This window comes from Bacillus sp. S3, from assembly GCF_005154805.1.
Classification (GTDB): domain Bacteria; phylum Bacillota; class Bacilli; order Bacillales; family Cytobacillaceae; genus Neobacillus.
The window spans coordinates 2,064,805-2,079,740 of the sequence record NZ_CP039727.1 but is presented as its reverse complement, the minus strand read 5'-3'; the positions used below and the strand labels follow the sequence as shown (position 1 = coordinate 2,079,740).

General features: G+C 37.2%; 18 protein-coding genes. 8 read left to right on the top strand and 10 right to left on the bottom strand.

What is annotated here, in order from left to right:
* Positions 1–131: 131 nt before the first annotated feature.
* The 5 genes from htpG to FAY30_RS09975 all read right to left on the bottom strand — a co-directional run bounded on the left by htpG (position 132) and on the right by FAY30_RS09975 (position 6,893).
* Complete coding sequence (htpG, locus tag FAY30_RS09995; RefSeq protein ID WP_149869741.1) at positions 132–2,009, bottom strand: molecular chaperone HtpG; 1,878 nt, start codon at positions 2,007–2,009, stop codon at positions 132–134.
* A gap of 132 nt (positions 2,010–2,141) precedes the next feature.
* The gene (locus FAY30_RS09990; RefSeq protein WP_149869740.1) at positions 2,142–2,441 is read right to left on the bottom strand and encodes a hypothetical protein; all 300 of its coding nucleotides are present in this window, start codon (positions 2,439–2,441) and stop codon (positions 2,142–2,144) included.
* A 113-nt stretch (positions 2,442–2,554) separates the two neighbouring features.
* Positions 2,555–4,588 carry a YhgE/Pip domain-containing protein gene (locus FAY30_RS09985; RefSeq protein WP_149869739.1) on the bottom strand — a complete coding sequence of 678 codons (2,034 nt, stop codon included), beginning with the start codon at positions 4,586–4,588 and terminating at the stop codon, positions 2,555–2,557.
* Positions 4,589–4,729: 141 nt separating this feature from the next.
* Complete coding sequence (locus tag FAY30_RS09980) at positions 4,730–4,834, bottom strand: YjcZ family sporulation protein (RefSeq protein ID WP_149869738.1); 105 nt, start codon at positions 4,832–4,834, stop codon at positions 4,730–4,732.
* Positions 4,835–4,937: 103 nt separating this feature from the next.
* A complete protein-coding gene (locus tag FAY30_RS09975) occupies positions 4,938–6,893 on the bottom strand; it encodes a lipoteichoic acid synthase (RefSeq protein WP_149869737.1) in 1,956 nt (651 codons plus the stop codon).
* A 277-nt stretch (positions 6,894–7,170) separates the two neighbouring features.
* On the opposite strand from FAY30_RS09975, the gene FAY30_RS09970 reads away from it, so the two are divergent.
* From FAY30_RS09970 to FAY30_RS09950, 5 genes are all read left to right on the top strand, one after another.
* Positions 7,171–7,716: a tyrosine-type recombinase/integrase gene (locus FAY30_RS09970; protein WP_149869736.1), complete on the top strand. Its 546-nt coding sequence runs from the start codon at positions 7,171–7,173 to the stop codon at positions 7,714–7,716.
* Positions 7,717–7,776: 60 nt separating this feature from the next.
* Complete coding sequence (locus FAY30_RS09965) at positions 7,777–8,277, top strand: cation:proton antiporter regulatory subunit (protein WP_149869735.1); 501 nt, start codon at positions 7,777–7,779, stop codon at positions 8,275–8,277.
* Between the two features lie 6 nt (positions 8,278–8,283).
* The gene (locus FAY30_RS09960) at positions 8,284–9,555 is read left to right on the top strand and encodes a cation:proton antiporter (protein WP_149869734.1); all 1,272 of its coding nucleotides are present in this window, start codon (positions 8,284–8,286) and stop codon (positions 9,553–9,555) included.
* A gap of 77 nt (positions 9,556–9,632) precedes the next feature.
* The gene (locus FAY30_RS09955; RefSeq protein WP_149869733.1) at positions 9,633–9,938 is read left to right on the top strand and encodes a hypothetical protein; all 306 of its coding nucleotides are present in this window, start codon (positions 9,633–9,635) and stop codon (positions 9,936–9,938) included.
* Positions 9,939–10,030: 92 nt separating this feature from the next.
* The gene (locus FAY30_RS09950) at positions 10,031–10,426 is read left to right on the top strand and encodes a hypothetical protein (protein ID WP_149869732.1); all 396 of its coding nucleotides are present in this window, start codon (positions 10,031–10,033) and stop codon (positions 10,424–10,426) included.
* 9 nt (positions 10,427–10,435) lie between these two features.
* On the opposite strand, the gene FAY30_RS09945 is transcribed toward FAY30_RS09950, so the two are convergent.
* Positions 10,436–10,948 (bottom strand): hypothetical protein, encoded by a 513-nt coding sequence (locus FAY30_RS09945; RefSeq protein ID WP_190284858.1) that lies wholly within the window; start codon positions 10,946–10,948, stop codon positions 10,436–10,438.
* Positions 10,949–11,126: 178 nt separating this feature from the next.
* Here FAY30_RS09945 and FAY30_RS09940 point away from each other — a divergent pair, with 178 nt between their 5' ends.
* Together FAY30_RS09940 and FAY30_RS09935 are read left to right on the top strand one after the other, a co-directional pair.
* Entirely contained in the window at positions 11,127–11,327 is a 201-nt protein-coding gene (locus FAY30_RS09940) for a hypothetical protein (protein WP_149869730.1), read from the top strand.
* Positions 11,328–11,330: 3 nt separating this feature from the next.
* Positions 11,331–11,594, top strand: a complete 264-nt coding sequence (locus FAY30_RS09935) for a hypothetical protein (protein ID WP_149869729.1) — start codon at positions 11,331–11,333, stop codon at positions 11,592–11,594.
* A 22-nt stretch (positions 11,595–11,616) separates the two neighbouring features.
* Here FAY30_RS09935 and FAY30_RS09930 read toward each other — a convergent pair whose 3' ends face one another.
* A complete protein-coding gene (locus tag FAY30_RS09930; RefSeq protein ID WP_149869728.1) occupies positions 11,617–11,865 on the bottom strand; it encodes a hypothetical protein in 249 nt (82 codons plus the stop codon).
* 199 nt (positions 11,866–12,064) lie between these two features.
* Between FAY30_RS09930 and FAY30_RS09925 the strand changes: the two genes are divergently transcribed.
* Entirely contained in the window at positions 12,065–13,012 is a 948-nt protein-coding gene (locus tag FAY30_RS09925; RefSeq protein WP_223820932.1) for an urea transporter, read from the top strand.
* Positions 13,013–13,050: 38 nt separating this feature from the next.
* On the opposite strand, the gene FAY30_RS09920 is transcribed toward FAY30_RS09925, so the two are convergent.
* The 3 genes from FAY30_RS09920 to ureG form a co-directional block, all read right to left on the bottom strand.
* Complete coding sequence (locus tag FAY30_RS09920; RefSeq protein ID WP_149869727.1) at positions 13,051–13,269, bottom strand: DUF5342 family protein; 219 nt, start codon at positions 13,267–13,269, stop codon at positions 13,051–13,053.
* Positions 13,270–13,332: 63 nt separating this feature from the next.
* Positions 13,333–14,157, bottom strand: coding sequence for an urease accessory protein UreD (locus tag FAY30_RS09915; protein ID WP_149869726.1), 825 nt, complete (start codon positions 14,155–14,157; stop codon positions 13,333–13,335).
* A 1-nt stretch (position 14,158) separates the two neighbouring features.
* Entirely contained in the window at positions 14,159–14,770 is a 612-nt protein-coding gene (gene ureG / locus FAY30_RS09910; protein ID WP_149869725.1) for an urease accessory protein UreG, read from the bottom strand.
* Between the last annotated feature and the right edge of the window lie 166 nt (positions 14,771–14,936).

The following is a 14,936-nucleotide window of genomic DNA, read 5'->3' as shown; positions in this document are numbered from 1 at the left end:
TATTTTTCTAAAAAGAAAAGAATTTTATTTATCCGTTAATAGTATTATATCATATTTTCGACCTAAAGATGAACTGGAGTTCACATTCATAATAAAAAATGGGGTTGCAACCTAAGTTGCAACCCCATTTTTTAGACCATTATTTTGCAAATATCATTGGTAAACTCTACTGGATCCTCAATTGGCAAGCCTTCAATTAACAATGCTTGGCTATATAACAGGTTCGTATAGAGCGTTAATTTTTCTTGATCCTTCTCAAAGGCCGCTTTTAAGGATTCGTATACACCGTGGTGGACATTAATTTCTAAAACTTTGTCAGCTTTCACATTTTGGCTGTTAGGCATCGCATTTAGAATCTTTTCCATTTCAATCGATACGGCTCCATCAGTTGTTAAACATACTGGATGGGTTTTCAATCGTTTCGATACTCTTACATCCTTTACCTTGCCATCCAGGATGTTTTTCATATAGTCAAACAGTTCTTTGTGATCCTTCTCTTCTGTTTCCGCATTTTGATTTTCATCCGTTTCAAAGCCTAAATCGCCGCTTGACACCGATTTGAACTCTTTTTCTTTGTAGGCCATAACCATACGAATGGCGAATTCGTCAATTTCATCAGTGAAATATAAAATTTCATATCCTTTGTCAGCGACTAGTTCTGTTTGTGGCAGCTTGTCAATTCTTTCATTTGTTTCACCTGTTGCATAATAAATATATTTTTGCTCTTCAGGCATTCTTGACACATATTCATCAAGTGTTACCAATTTCTTCTCCTTTGATGAGTAGAACATCAATAAATCCTGTAATTCCTCTTTATGCATTCCATAATCACTATAAACACCATATTTGAGCTGTCTGCCAAAGGAGTTATAAAACTCTTCATACTTCTCGCGTTCATTTTTTAATATTGTAAGTAATTCACTCTTAATTTTTTTGTTTATGTTTTTTGCGATTAGCTTTAATTGGCGGTCATGCTGCAGCATTTCCCTTGAGATATTTAATGAGAGGTCTTCTGAATCCACCATACCCTTCACAAAACTGAAATAGTCAGGCAGTAAATCCGCACATTTGTTCATGATTAAGACGCCATTTGAATAAAGCTCTAACCCTTTTTCGTATTCCGGTGAGTAAAAGTCAAACGGGATTTTTTCAGGGATATATAGAATGGCATTATATCTTACCGCGCCATCTACACTGATATGAATGTGTTTAATCGGCTTGTCGAAACCGTAATGTTTCTCAGCATAAAATTGCTCATAGTCTTCAGTGGTCAGGTCCTTTTTATTTTTCCGCCAAATCGGAATCATCGTATTGATTGTTTGTTCTTCTTGGACATCCTCGTATTCATCCTTGGTGCCTTCTTTAAGTCTGCTCTCGGTCACATCCATTTTAATTGGGTAGCGAATGAAGTCAGAATACTTCTTGATAATCGACTTTAAGCGATATTCCTCCAGATATTCATCATAATTTTCATCTTCTGTATTTTCTTTGATTTTCAATGTGATCTCCGTACCAATTGAATCCTTTTGACATGGGACAATGGTATAGCCATCTGCACCCTTTGATTCCCATTTATAGGCTTCCTCACTGCCTAACGACTTGCTGACCACGGTGACTTCATCAGCAACCATAAACGCAGAGTAAAATCCGACACCGAATTGGCCGATGATGTCATGACCGTCTTTTAACTCATTTTCACTTTTAAATGCTAATGAGCCGCTCTTGGCAATGGTGCCAAGATTCGTTTCAAGCTCTTCTTTGGTCATTCCAATACCCGTATCAACAATTTTCAAGATTCTATTTTCTTTATCAGCTGTTACCTTTATGTAGTAGCTGTCTTTGTCAAAGGTCAAAGAATCATCAGTTAATGCTTTGTAATAAATTTTATCAATCGCATCACTCGCATTTGACAGCAGCTCTCTTAAAAAAATCTCCCGATGTGTATAGATGGAGTTGATCATCATGTCCAATAATCGTTTTGATTCGGCTTTAAACTGTTTCGTCTCCATTAAGACCTCTCCTTTTGCTTGAATTCTAACACTATTTTAGCACTCTATACATTTGAGTGCTAACCATTATTTTAATATCATACTATCCCGTTCTAGTCAAGAAAATTGAAAAAGCACCCTAACGGATGCTCATTATTTTTGATTATTTTCTAATGTTACATAACTAGTAAAACGGTTACTGCATTGGCAATGCGGACATCTCGCTGTAATTTCAATGTCAATGATTTTAAGGTGATGATGATTGGCATAGACCTTGTTAAGGATCACTACTTGGTCGGCAATACTCATTGGATGATCTCTTTTTAACAATTCCTCTACATTCGGCCTACCGCAAATAATAGCAATATATTCAAAGTCCTTATTACACAAAATACAGTTTTTTTCACCAATCTGAATATCATGATTTGTCAATGCAGTCATTTTCGTACCCACAGTCATCGCCTCCAATATGATAATAATTCAACAAAAACGGAAGCGTTTCCTGCAGTATCTTATACATCTTTCTGAACAAATTTTGTCCTTTTCTATTGTACAAATAATACAGCTTACTGAATGATTTTCGTGGATTTCGCCCGTTCAGCTGTTTGTTGGATTCTTTTGCTTAATGGCTTTTTCAAGAAAATAGCCAAGAGAAAGCTGGCGGCAGCAAAGCCGAGCAAAGATAACACATCCTTTATTACTACCTCAGTCACCATTCCTCCAACTGTTTCCCGGAGCATACTTACCGCATACGTAAATGGCATAAATGGGTAGATCGTTTGGAAAAAAGCTGATGTCGTACTAACAGGAAAAGTGGCGCCTGAGCTTGAGATTTGCAATACCAAGAATAGGATCGCTAACCCTTTTCCAATATTACCGAACACGGAACATAAGGTAAAGGTGATAATCACAAACACCATACTGATAAAAATGCTCAATAAAACAAACCATAGTTTGTCCACCGCGTACGTATGAATGAGAAACAAATCGCCTATTGCGACAATGACAGCTTGGAAGATGCCGATTGTAAGAAACGTTAGAAGTCTTCCGAAATAAAGCTGATAGCCCCTGTAAACATTGTCAGGATTTTCGACATCCACGCGTAGGGATGCAATCAAAAAAGTAGCTCCAACCCAAAGCGCCAGCATTGTATAAAAAGGTGTCATTGCTGAGCCATAATTGGGAATCGGGAAGATCCGTTTCGTTTCCAAAAGGACGGGACTTGATAAAAAACTACTTTCTTTCTGCGGATCGTGCTTCAACAATTGAATTAAATCGTTAATGTTCACGCTGCTTTCGAAGCGGCGAAGTTTATCCGCTGTACTTCTGATTTTTGCTGAAAATCCCGGCAGATCATTTCGAGCCAAATCAGCTGCTTTATGGACTGCCTGTTCAAGCTGCGGAAGCTTTGTTTGAACTAACGTTGCAGCTTTTCGAATATCCTCCTCTAGTAAGGGTAAATCGTTGCGCACAAATTCCGCTGCCTTTTTTAATTTTTGTTCAACGACAGGCAGGTCATTGGCGAAAAACTCGGCTGCGGTATTTATTATTTTTTCCCCTTCACCGACTCTTTGCTGAAGGGCAAGGCGTGTTTGATTTACTTGAATATGAATTGCCACAAGCTCCTCATTTAACCTTGCTAACTCCTCCTGATTATTCGCGGTATCAGTCTCGGTCGTTTGGGCAGTACCAGCGGCGGTTATTCCTTGTCTTATTTTCGTTTCGATTTCAGTCATATTGGCGATTACATCCGTGATAATTGCATTAACATGCTGTAAATCTGAAATCTTCCCTTGCAATGCAAGCACCCTGTCACCAGCTTTTTTTATTTGAGGTAAATTAGCTTCCACCTTCAAAATACTGTTTCCCGCTAGCTGAAGTTCCGGTATTCGTTGTTCGAGCTCGATTACTTTTTGGCCCTTTTCCCGTATTTCGGGCAGTTTCCCTTCCAGTTCGATTGCCTTTTTCCCCATTTCCTCAATCTGTGGCAAAACCTTTTCTAGTTCAAAAATTTGCTGTTCTACATTATGAATCGACGGCAGGGCTTTCTCTAACTCAATCCCAGCTTTATAAAATCCTGAAAAAATGGCATCTCCTACTGTCTTCACAAAGGCCTGACTAATTTGAGCTGTAATGCTGGATGCCCCAGAGCTTGTGATTTTCGGTGCAACAGCATTGATTTTTTCATTAACACCAAACAGGATTTTGGGTTTTTCTGGATTTAGTTCTAAAATGCTTGTTAGTTTTTTCGAAAAATCTTTTGGAATGATCAGATAGGCATAGTAATCACCTTTCTCCACTCCCATTAAGGCTTTCCTTCTGTTAACAAACACCCAGCCAAGTTTATGATTTTGTTTAAGATTTTTTACAGTATCATTGCCTACATTGATTTTTTCCCCTTGAACTTCTGCCCCATCATCTTCATTAGCTACGGCCACTTTAATCCCGGATGTATTGCTGTACGGATCCCACATTGCTTTGATATTTACCCATGCATAGGCAGAAGGCAGCACCATAAGCGCACCTATCAATAAAGCTGCTGTCGGAACACTAAAAATACTTTTCCAATCGGTTTTGTAAATGCGCCAAACTTTTCCCAAATTTCCCCATCCTTAGTAAAACAGTTATTTCCATTATCATTACACCAAATGGAGGGAAAGATTCAAAAACAAAGGAATGTAAATAGGGATTGCCGCAGCAATCCCCATCCATCTTCATTTAAACAATAATGCTTTTATCCTTTAATAAAACCCGCCACCGACAAAACTTGCTCCGATGATAATAAGCAGGATGAATAAAACCACAATTAACGCAAAACCATTTCCGAAACCTACTGCACCACTCATTAAATCCACCTCCAAGCTATTTCTGAATCATCATATGTAATTGACTTGATTATGTGTTTAAAAAAACGGACAGTGTTTGGTCACTGTCCGTCTTTCAGGTATATTATTTGCCATTTGAAATTTTTTCGGAGTCCTGATTATAGTTGTATGTTGATCGATCTACAGGAATAAAGTTTTCAGGCGTATAGAAACGCAATAAATCTCCATTGACCACTTTATCTGAGTAGCTTAATTTTTCTTGGACAATTTCCTTATAATTCTTGGCCTCTTCCATCTTGTCCTCAGATAATTTCAACCCTGTAGTGGAATCATAGTATTTCCCGTTAACAGCAGTAATCGTCGGACTCACATAGTCACCATTTCGGAAAGCCACAAGGTCATCATGCTGTTCAGAAAGCAGGTCTGTCCCAAATTGGATATAGTCTTTTGTCTCAGTTCCCAACAAGTGAAGCAATGTCGGCAAAAGGTCAACCTGTCCACCGTATTCGTGGTTCACGCCACCTTGCATACCTGGCACGCGAATAAATAATGGTACGCGCTGCAGGCCGGCACTTTCAAATGGGGTAATTTTCTTCCCAAGAACTTGTTCCATTGCTTTATTATGATTTTCTGAAATACCATAATGGTCCCCGTACATAACGATGATCGAATTGTCGTATAATCCCGATGTCTTTAAATAGTCGAAGAACTGCTTCAGTGCTTCATCTGCATACCGGGCTGTCTGGAAGTAACCATCAACAGATTTATCACCCGTTGTTGCCGGTGCAATGGTGGCATCTTCTTCATTTATTGGATATGGATAATGATTCGATACGGTTATAAATTTTGTATAAAATGGCTGGGGCAAGGTCTCAAGAAGTGGAATGGATTGCTCAAAGAACGGCTTATCCATTAATCCATATTCAGCTTGCTCAGCGGTATCAATTTGATAGTAATTAGAATCAAAAAACTTATTAAAGCCAAACGATTTATATATCTCATTACGATTCCAAAAGCTTCCTGAATTCCCGTGGAACACCGCAGATGTATAACCCTGTTGACCTAAAATAGCCGGAGCAGCTTGATACGTATTTAATCCTTTCGTTGTATAAGCTGAACCTTGCGGCAGTCCAAACAATGAGTTTTCCAGCATAAATTCAGCATCAGACGTTTTTCCCTGTGCTGTTTGATGGAAGAAATTATCAAAATACAAGGTGTTTTGATCTTTCGTTAACGAATTTAAGAATGGCGTGACTTCCTCGCCATTTAACTTGTAATTGATTAGGAAGTTTTGCATCGATTCGAGATGTAAATAGATGACATTCATACCTTTACCAGCACCGAAATAGGCTGGGTTTGGCTCAGCGTAATTTGATTTTGTATAGTTAATCACTTCTGTCACATCGTCACTGTCAGCCATTACCCTTTGTGCAGAGGCATGAGTACTTTTCACCGCATCATAAATAGTGTAATTGTACATCCCTAAATATTTTACAATATAGTTCCGGTCAAATCCTCTCGTTAATAATTGAGGACGATCCACTTCAGCTAAAGAAAGATTGGCACAAGAGATTGCCAATGATAGGGAAAATAATGCAGCCACTTTCCCCCGGTGCATATCCTTCACTTCAATTTTCACAAACCGAAACCCGAGCAGAACAATTAAAAGAATAATATCCGTGAAGAATAAAAAATCATAAGGCTTTAAGAGAGACACGACACTACCACTGACATCACCGAAGTTTTGCGTTTGAGTTAACGTCGGCAGCGTAATAAAATCATTAAAAAATCGGTAAAAAATAATATTCGCATACAATAAGAAAGATAATAGAAAATCAATCACAATCAGCGATACATACTTTTTCCGACCCTTAAACAAGGATGATACTCCTAAAAATAGTAACGCAGATCCTAAAGGATTTATAAATAATAGAAACTTTTGGATTGTATTTTCTATTCCTAAATCGAATTGAGTTAATTGAACAATGTATGTTTTGATCCATAGTAAAGCTACAGATAACAAGAAAAAGCCAATATATTTATTGAAAATACCTTGACCCTTTTCGAGTAATTTATTCATTTTCGCACCACCTTCTAGCACAATATTATTACAAATTACAAAGCCCGTTTAAATATGTGATTGAACCCAAATGCTCCAACTTCTATAATACCTGTTAAATATGAACAATCAATGAACAAATTGCAAACAATTCAAATCGGGACCTTTTTATCATTTTTTAAATAGATACGTCCTTTGGGAATGTGCGCATAGTTCGTTCTTCAATCAATTTTCTTTAATGTTACATAATATCATGATATAATATAATTATGTAACATAGATTAAGGAGCAAATGGTAATGGAATATGTTGAGGCTCTAAGGGACATCAAGCAAATCAATGCAATTAAGAAATATTTAAAAAATCATTCTGAACGTGACTTTGTTCTCTTCGTCTTCGGAATTAATACGGGGTTAAAAATATCGGAAATGTTGGAAATCAAAGTCGGTGATGTTGTTGATAAAAAATTTTATTTGTTTTTTCATAAAGAAATTTTGAAGGAAGTCTACCTTAATTCGAAAGTAAAACACGCTATCCTTCATTACGTTCATCATCAACAGCTGAAGAATGAAGATTTTTTATTCAAGTCTTTGAAAACTGAAAAACCGATCACCCGCCAGCAAGCGTATCGAATTATTCATCAGGCTGCAGAGGCAGTTGGTATTGAAGGAAAAATCGGCACGAATTCTATGCGTAAAACCTTCGGATTCCATGCGTACAAACGCGGCATTGCTATTTCTTTGCTGCAAAAGCATTTCAATCATTCAACCCCATCAGAGACGCTAAAATATCTGGGAATTTCCAAGGATGAAAAAATTAGGACTGAAATTGACGTAAACCTTTAAACAACAAAACCCTTAAATAGCTTCTTAATCTACTAATAAATTATTGAGGAGGAATGGAAAATGAATATTCGCGAAATCGAACTTCCGGGTATTGGAAAAAAGTATGAAGTAATCACAAAAAGCAAGGACAAAATAGTGGTGATCATTCATGACGACGGGAGGCGGGATATTTATTATTTTGATCAAGAGGATTACGATGAGGCCATTGCCAGTACTACCTTTGATGATTCGGAGGCAAGGAAGATTGCAGCCATCATTGGCGGGATGACTTATGCTCCTAAAGCATTGGAGACGATTGAAATGGCTTTTGACGATTTAGTGATTGAATGGTCTAAAGTAGAACCTGGCGCAATAGCGGAAAATCAATCTATTGGAAATCTAAATATTCGACAATCCTATGAAGTTAATATTGTCGCAATAATTAAATGTCGAAATCACAAAAAAATCCATACTCCTGGCCCTGAAACACTTTTAGAAGTTGGGGATACTGTTATTGTTTCTGGTCAACGCAATCAAGTAAAAAACATTGTAAAAGAAATTCTTTCAAGAAGGGACGGGTGATAATTTATGGCAAATCACTTAGTTTTTGAAGTGGGCACAGCCTTAATTTTAGTTGCATTTATAGCATTATTGGCAGGAAGGTTAAAATTCTCCATCATTCCGTTTCTAATCCTTTTAGGAATGGTGGTTGGTCCACACGCACCTGACTTTGGAATCATTGATCTTAGATTCATAGAAAGCTCAGAAATTATTGAATTTTTTGGGCGAATTGGTGTTTTGTTTTTACTATTTTATTTAGGCCTGGAATTCTCCGTAGGAAAATTGATTCGATCAGGGCGTAATATCGTTGTAGGCGGATCTATTTATGTAGCACTTAATTTTTCATTAGGTTTAGTTTACGGTTTTTCTGTCGGTTTTCCGATTATGGAAACGTTAATTATTGCAGGTCTCCTTAGTGTTTCCTCAACAGCCATCGTCGCTAAAGTATTAGTCGATTTAAAAAGGACCGCAAATCCAGAAACAGAATTAATTTTAGGTATTATCTTGTTTGATGATATATTTCTAGCTTTATTCCTCTCTATTATGTCAGGGTTATTATTAGGTGGTTCAACGACGATTTTAGGTACGATGACCTCCGTTCTCATTTCACTTGGTTATATGATTCTATTTTTCGTTATCGCCAGAAAAGGCACTCCTATCCTAAATAAACTATTGAATATTAAATCCAATGAGATTTTTATCCTCGTGATCTTTTCTTCTCTATTCTTTGTTGCCGGTTTTTCAGAAAAGCTCCATGTGGCTGAAGCCATCGGCGCTCTATTGCTGGGTTTAGTCTATTCTGAGACAGAACACCGTGAGCGAATTGAACAGTTAGTGATTCCGTTTAGAGATTTCTTTGGCGCACTATTTTTCTTCAGCTTCGGTTTGAGTATAGACCCTTATAGCTTGGGCGGTGCCATTTGGTTAGCTCTGGGCGCTGTTATTCTAACAATCATTAGCAACTTTGTAGCGGGAATGATTTCCGGAAGAAAGGCTGGTTTATCTTTTAAAGCCTCTTCGAATATCGGATTAACAATCGTTTCTAGGGGTGAATTTTCGATCATTGTTGCTAATTTAGGCCTTGCCGGAGGCTTAATGCCGATATTAAAACCATTTACAGCTGTTTATGTATTAATATTGGCGATACTTGGTCCTTTTTTAACAAAGGAATCAAAAAATATCTATAAATTATTAAATAATTTATTTCGCTGGGAAACGAAAACAAACAAAATAACAAGAAAACAAACGAAACCTATCCCAACAACCCGAAAGGAAGACGAGAGTAGTCCGGGTTTATAGACAAACAAAAAGGCTAACAATGATGAGGAACATTCATCATTGTTAGCTTAATAAAGAAAGGAGATTGTAAAGATATTATGGGCATTGGTGTCGCGGTTGTGCTCTTAACGTATGTGACCTTGTTAGTGTTGACTTATGCGATGATTGTTTTTACCACAAAAAAGGATGAGAAAGGAAGTTGGATAGTTAACAAAGCCTATCAATATTATTACACCATTCTTCTTTTCAGCATGCTTGTCATGATCGGCCTCATTAAACTCCCTCACATCTCTCTAGATTCACAAACTGCCAGCTACTTTATCATTGCCAGTAAATTTATTTCCGTCCTTACACTTGGCGGCAGTATTTATGTACTAAGTAAGAAAAGTTTCAGGGACGAATAAACCAACTTATTGGTTTAATACTAAGTCCCATTTTCTTTGCATAAGATTTTTTAAGAGATACCACAGAAAAATGAAGCTAAGGGGGTGAAGCTGTGTTTAAATTCTTTTCATTCAGAACGAAACAAGAAGCTAAAACGGATAAAGCTGCAACTGTTGATGACCTCCTATTTATCAAATTGGATCGAATAATTGAATTACTAGAAAAACAATCTGTAGAAAATGAAGGTAATAATATTCACATCGACAAAGTTCATATTGAACATTTAGAAAATATTATCTTTCGATTAGACAATATAGAAATCGACGATTTGAGTGGAAAATTTAGTATTGGCAATAATATTTACGGAGCAGAAGACTTAGCAAAACCACTTATTCAGAAGCTGAATAAAGAAAACGCCAAAAAGGAAGCCATGTCCGACACAGCTTCCCCTCATGATGCAAAAATAACAAAAACCTCCAAGGGGTATCGATTTAAAAATAAATTCTAGCGAAAAATTTCATAATCCTTTATGAATATTAGCTATTTTAATATCCTGATCCTCCATTATGGCATCAATCACATCTGGATCGTTATTTATATTAAGGTTATTTAATAAATGGTTATGGTTTCCAAATAAACCTCCCTGAGAATAGTTCGCTTTTTCGTTTCCATCTATTCCAGTCACATGCCCCTTTCCAACGAATACTGCACTATTTTGATACATCGTATTAACGTTTAAACTCTCCATATCCAGGTTCGTTATATGGCCATCTTCCCCGTTTGATTCAAAAGAAATATTAATATCTCGATCATCAATTGGTGTGTCAATAAAATCAGGATCATTCAAGATTGAGATATTGTTTAAAAGGATATTGGACGTGCCGCTAATATTTCCAATAACACTGTTTTCTTTCCCATGAGAACTCCAGCCAACGGCATTATTTCGTTCCCCAATAAATATCCCACATTGTCTTTGCATTGTTTGCACATTTAGATCTCCTGTGAAATGAAAATGTGACGTTTTCAACATAAATGGCCCACCACGTTTTGATTATTTTTGGTAACAATTATTCCATCCACTTTTAGCCTCATGTATTTTATGTGCATCGACCCTGGATTGTGATAAATGCCTAATCAAATAATAAAAATGGTGTCATTCGCCCACTAATTGAATACGTTAGTAAAAATGGCGAAGGAGAATTCTTGGAATGATTAAAATTACATTTGATCATGTTTCAGTTAATAAATTGAATAATACATCAGGTATTTTCATTGGAAAACAAAATACTCATAAGAAATTTCGTCACGAAAGTGTATTGGACGAAGTAGTTGGAACCATTTCCGGTAATGAAAATCGGTTTACCAAGAACAAATGGATCAAAAACAAAGAAAATGGGGAGGAGAATTAATTCATGACATCCCCTATTCTTTCTCCCACTTTTCACATTGGCACGATTAAAATTGGGAGTATATCGGAAGCATCTTGTTTTAGCATGGGTAACAATTTTATCGAAGACTTTAAAAGCAGTAAAAAACATAACCAAGGCTTAGGGAATATTCATGGGGATCGAAACAACTTTGCACATACAAATGCATCCTTAACAAATTACGAGGCAAGTCCAATGAAACTGAAACAAAAAAAAGAGAACTCACATGAAAATCAGAGTCCTAATTAAGGATTTTTTTTTGCATTTTTTTCTAAACATTGGAGCCTACATTTGGTTTAAAATCTTGGTCAAAGATTACCCCATCAATCATTTCAAAGCTGTCGATATTATTACTGATATTCCCTCCAACAACATTAAAAGCACCATACAGTCCGCCAAATCCCAAATTATATTTTCTGTTACCATCCATACCAGTCACGATCGATTCACCAACAAAAATGGCCGCATTCGGCTGGGGAGAATTAATATTCATAATTCCTAAATTAATGACAGAAGGCATACATTTTTCCTCCCATTCTCACTTCGTCATTATGAGGTATCTTATGTATAATTGTTGATTTCAGTGAAAACATTAAATTTCTCATCTATCAGTCATACTTTTTCATGCAATTGGGAAATTTAATAAAGAAATTTGATTGCAATACCATTTACGATCATTGATTTTTTTCCAAAATCTTTGAATGCCCTGAAAAGGAGTGGTGATCATTCATAACAATCTTAGCAGGGTAATAAACAGGGAAACATTGACCTGGTTAATGGTAACTGCCCTCAAAGGAATTTCACAAGTAGTCTTAGTTGAGAATGCTGTTTCCGGGTTTATTATTTTTGCAGCAGTATCCGTTGCCTCTGTTCCCTTAGGTTTAATCACCCTTTTCTCAGCATTGATCGGAACGTTAATTGCGAAAATTGGCAAGGCGGATCCAAATAGTGTAAATCAAGGGATATTTGGATATAACTCAGTTCTAACAGGAATGGCTCTGTACTTATTTTTAAGCGGTGATGATCGTTGGATTATTGCGCTTATTGGAGCAGCTATCACGGCATTCTTTACTGCAGCGATGATCCATTTCATGCGGCAGACAGGCGTACCCATTCTTACTTTTCCCTATATTATCCTGACTTGGTTTTTTCTATTAACCACTTACAGGTTGACATCTTTCCAATTAAGCCCAGACCTTACGCCCCAATCATTATCCAATTGGACTCTTAATATTAAAGGTGAGGCAAATTGGCTGGATGGGGCCGTCAATGGAATCGGCCAAGTTTTCTTTCTCGACCATTCTGTTTCCGGAATTCTGCTTTTTATTGCACTGTTTTGGGCAGGTTGGAGGATTGGACTTTATGCCATAGTGGGCAATCTTGCGGCGTTAGTAACATCGTATGGTCTTGGCGGGGAACACAGTTTGATTTTCATGGGACTTTACGGATATAATGCCATTTTAACAATTATTGCGGTTTCTCTTGTTTTTAATGATAATCATAAGACTGGTCTTATTTTTGGAACAATTGCTGCATGTATTACCGTCCCGATTACAGCAAGTATTGTTACTTGGCTTTTACCATATGGGCTTCCGCCACTAACCATGCCGTTTGTATTTTGTACCTGGCTGTTCCTCGGTGCCCGAAAAGTATTACCTGCATTTTAATACGGAAAAAAAGCATCCCGTTAAGAGATGCTTTCTTTTTATGATTCAAGATGTTCATTCATCAATTGATGGACCTGCGATTCGATTGCACTTAAATGTTCTTCTTCAATCTTTTGCTTTGGATGTGGATTGTACCAATGAATTTTCCCACCATGCACCATTCCCTTATAATCTTGACCTTCTAGATTCAATGAAAAATGTGATTGTTCCCGTGCGGTTCCTTCTTGAAGTTGAAATACTTCAAAGTTTTCAAACATAAAATCGCCTCCTTATGTTTTTCCCTTTAGAGTTTTTCCAGAAAAATCAGGCCGTATACCCCCTTAATATTTTCTAAGTGAGCTTGGCTTTGATTGAAACCATTCCAAACTAATCATTTGATGAATGTCCGAAAAGATTTTTTCAATGACTTGCGTTGAATTAGCTAATACTCTAATCGTAAATCCGTTTACGGGCAGTAAGGAAAGTCCAACTTTACAATCATATGACTTCTCATCAAAGGTTGTATATAACTGATCGAGGAATGTACTATCCGCCTGCTCACTTATTACCATCATTGAACCTAAATGGGAATAACCTTCCATAAATCCTAGTCCATTAATATTTTGTTCAGTTGGCTTTAATTTAATGTGATCGTACACTACCAATTCATCTTCCATGTAAATTTCATTTAATAAATGAACAGTTTTATAGCTAAAACGCTCTCCCCCCGGTGACCACCCAGGGGTAAGGATATCTGAATAAAGAAAAGTAGCACTCCGATCCATGCGAATGACATTTTTTTGTTTATATTTTGCATTTTGATAGGCGATTAGCGGATCGGGAATATATTCAAGGTAACTTCCTGCCCCAAGGAGTATTTCTGATTCTTGGTATGCAAAGTCTGTTGGTGTTTTATAAACCTTTGTGGCGCCCTGTGTTGTTAAAGTCAATTTAGCATTTTCCCCTAATGTGATCTTCATTTGGTAGCGATCCCCGTCTAAATAGCCGCCCCCGGGATTTAATAAATAATAACAAGCTTGACCAGAATCATCATGGTAAATAGGGCGCATTACTTTAAATGCGCCCCGGAAATAGACTTTTTTCGCGACCGTTTTCCCTTTTCTTTCTTCCGCTTCTAACTGTAAGACACCAGTCCAGTCATTCATCTTATGCCAATCCTTTTAATAATGCATTGTGTTTTAACCAATCTAAGACGTTATCTAACCCGGTATCGTCTTTTAGATTTGTAAAGGCAAATGGTTTGTCTCCGCGAAAGACTTTTGTATCTGATTCCATGATTTCCAGACTTGCCCCTACATGTGGAGCTAAATCCGTTTTATTTATGATGAATAAATCTGATTTAATCATCCCTTGGCCGCCTTTTCGCGGAATTTTTTCACCTTGTGCCACGTCAATAATGTATATTGAGAAATCAACTAATTCCGGGCTAAAGGTTGCAGCAAGATTATCCCCGCCGCTTTCCACAAAGATCAGCTCAACATCAGGATGTTTTTCAATTAATTCATTGATTGCCGCAAAATTCATCGATGCATCTTCCCTTATGGCAGTATGTGGACAGCCGCCTGTTTCTACACCAATAATTCGATCAGCAGGAAGGACGCCATTTTGCATAAGAAATTTAGCATCTTCTTTTGTGTAGATATCGTTCGTAACAACCGCCATACTAATTTCATCATTTAAATGTCTTGTTAATTTTTCAACTAACATGGTTTTTCCTGCTCCAACAGGTCCTCCCACGCCAATTTTAATTGGTTCCATAGCAACTCTTCCCTTTCTCTTTTAAAAAATTAAAATTTCGACTTTGAGAATTGTCTGGCTCCAGCGCCCTAGCGGCTAGTGTCCTTCGCTCTCCGCCCTACGATAAGTCAACATCGAATCGCTTAAGGCTCTTCGTGTTTCCTTTATCTCAGTTGGAGTGCTCCAG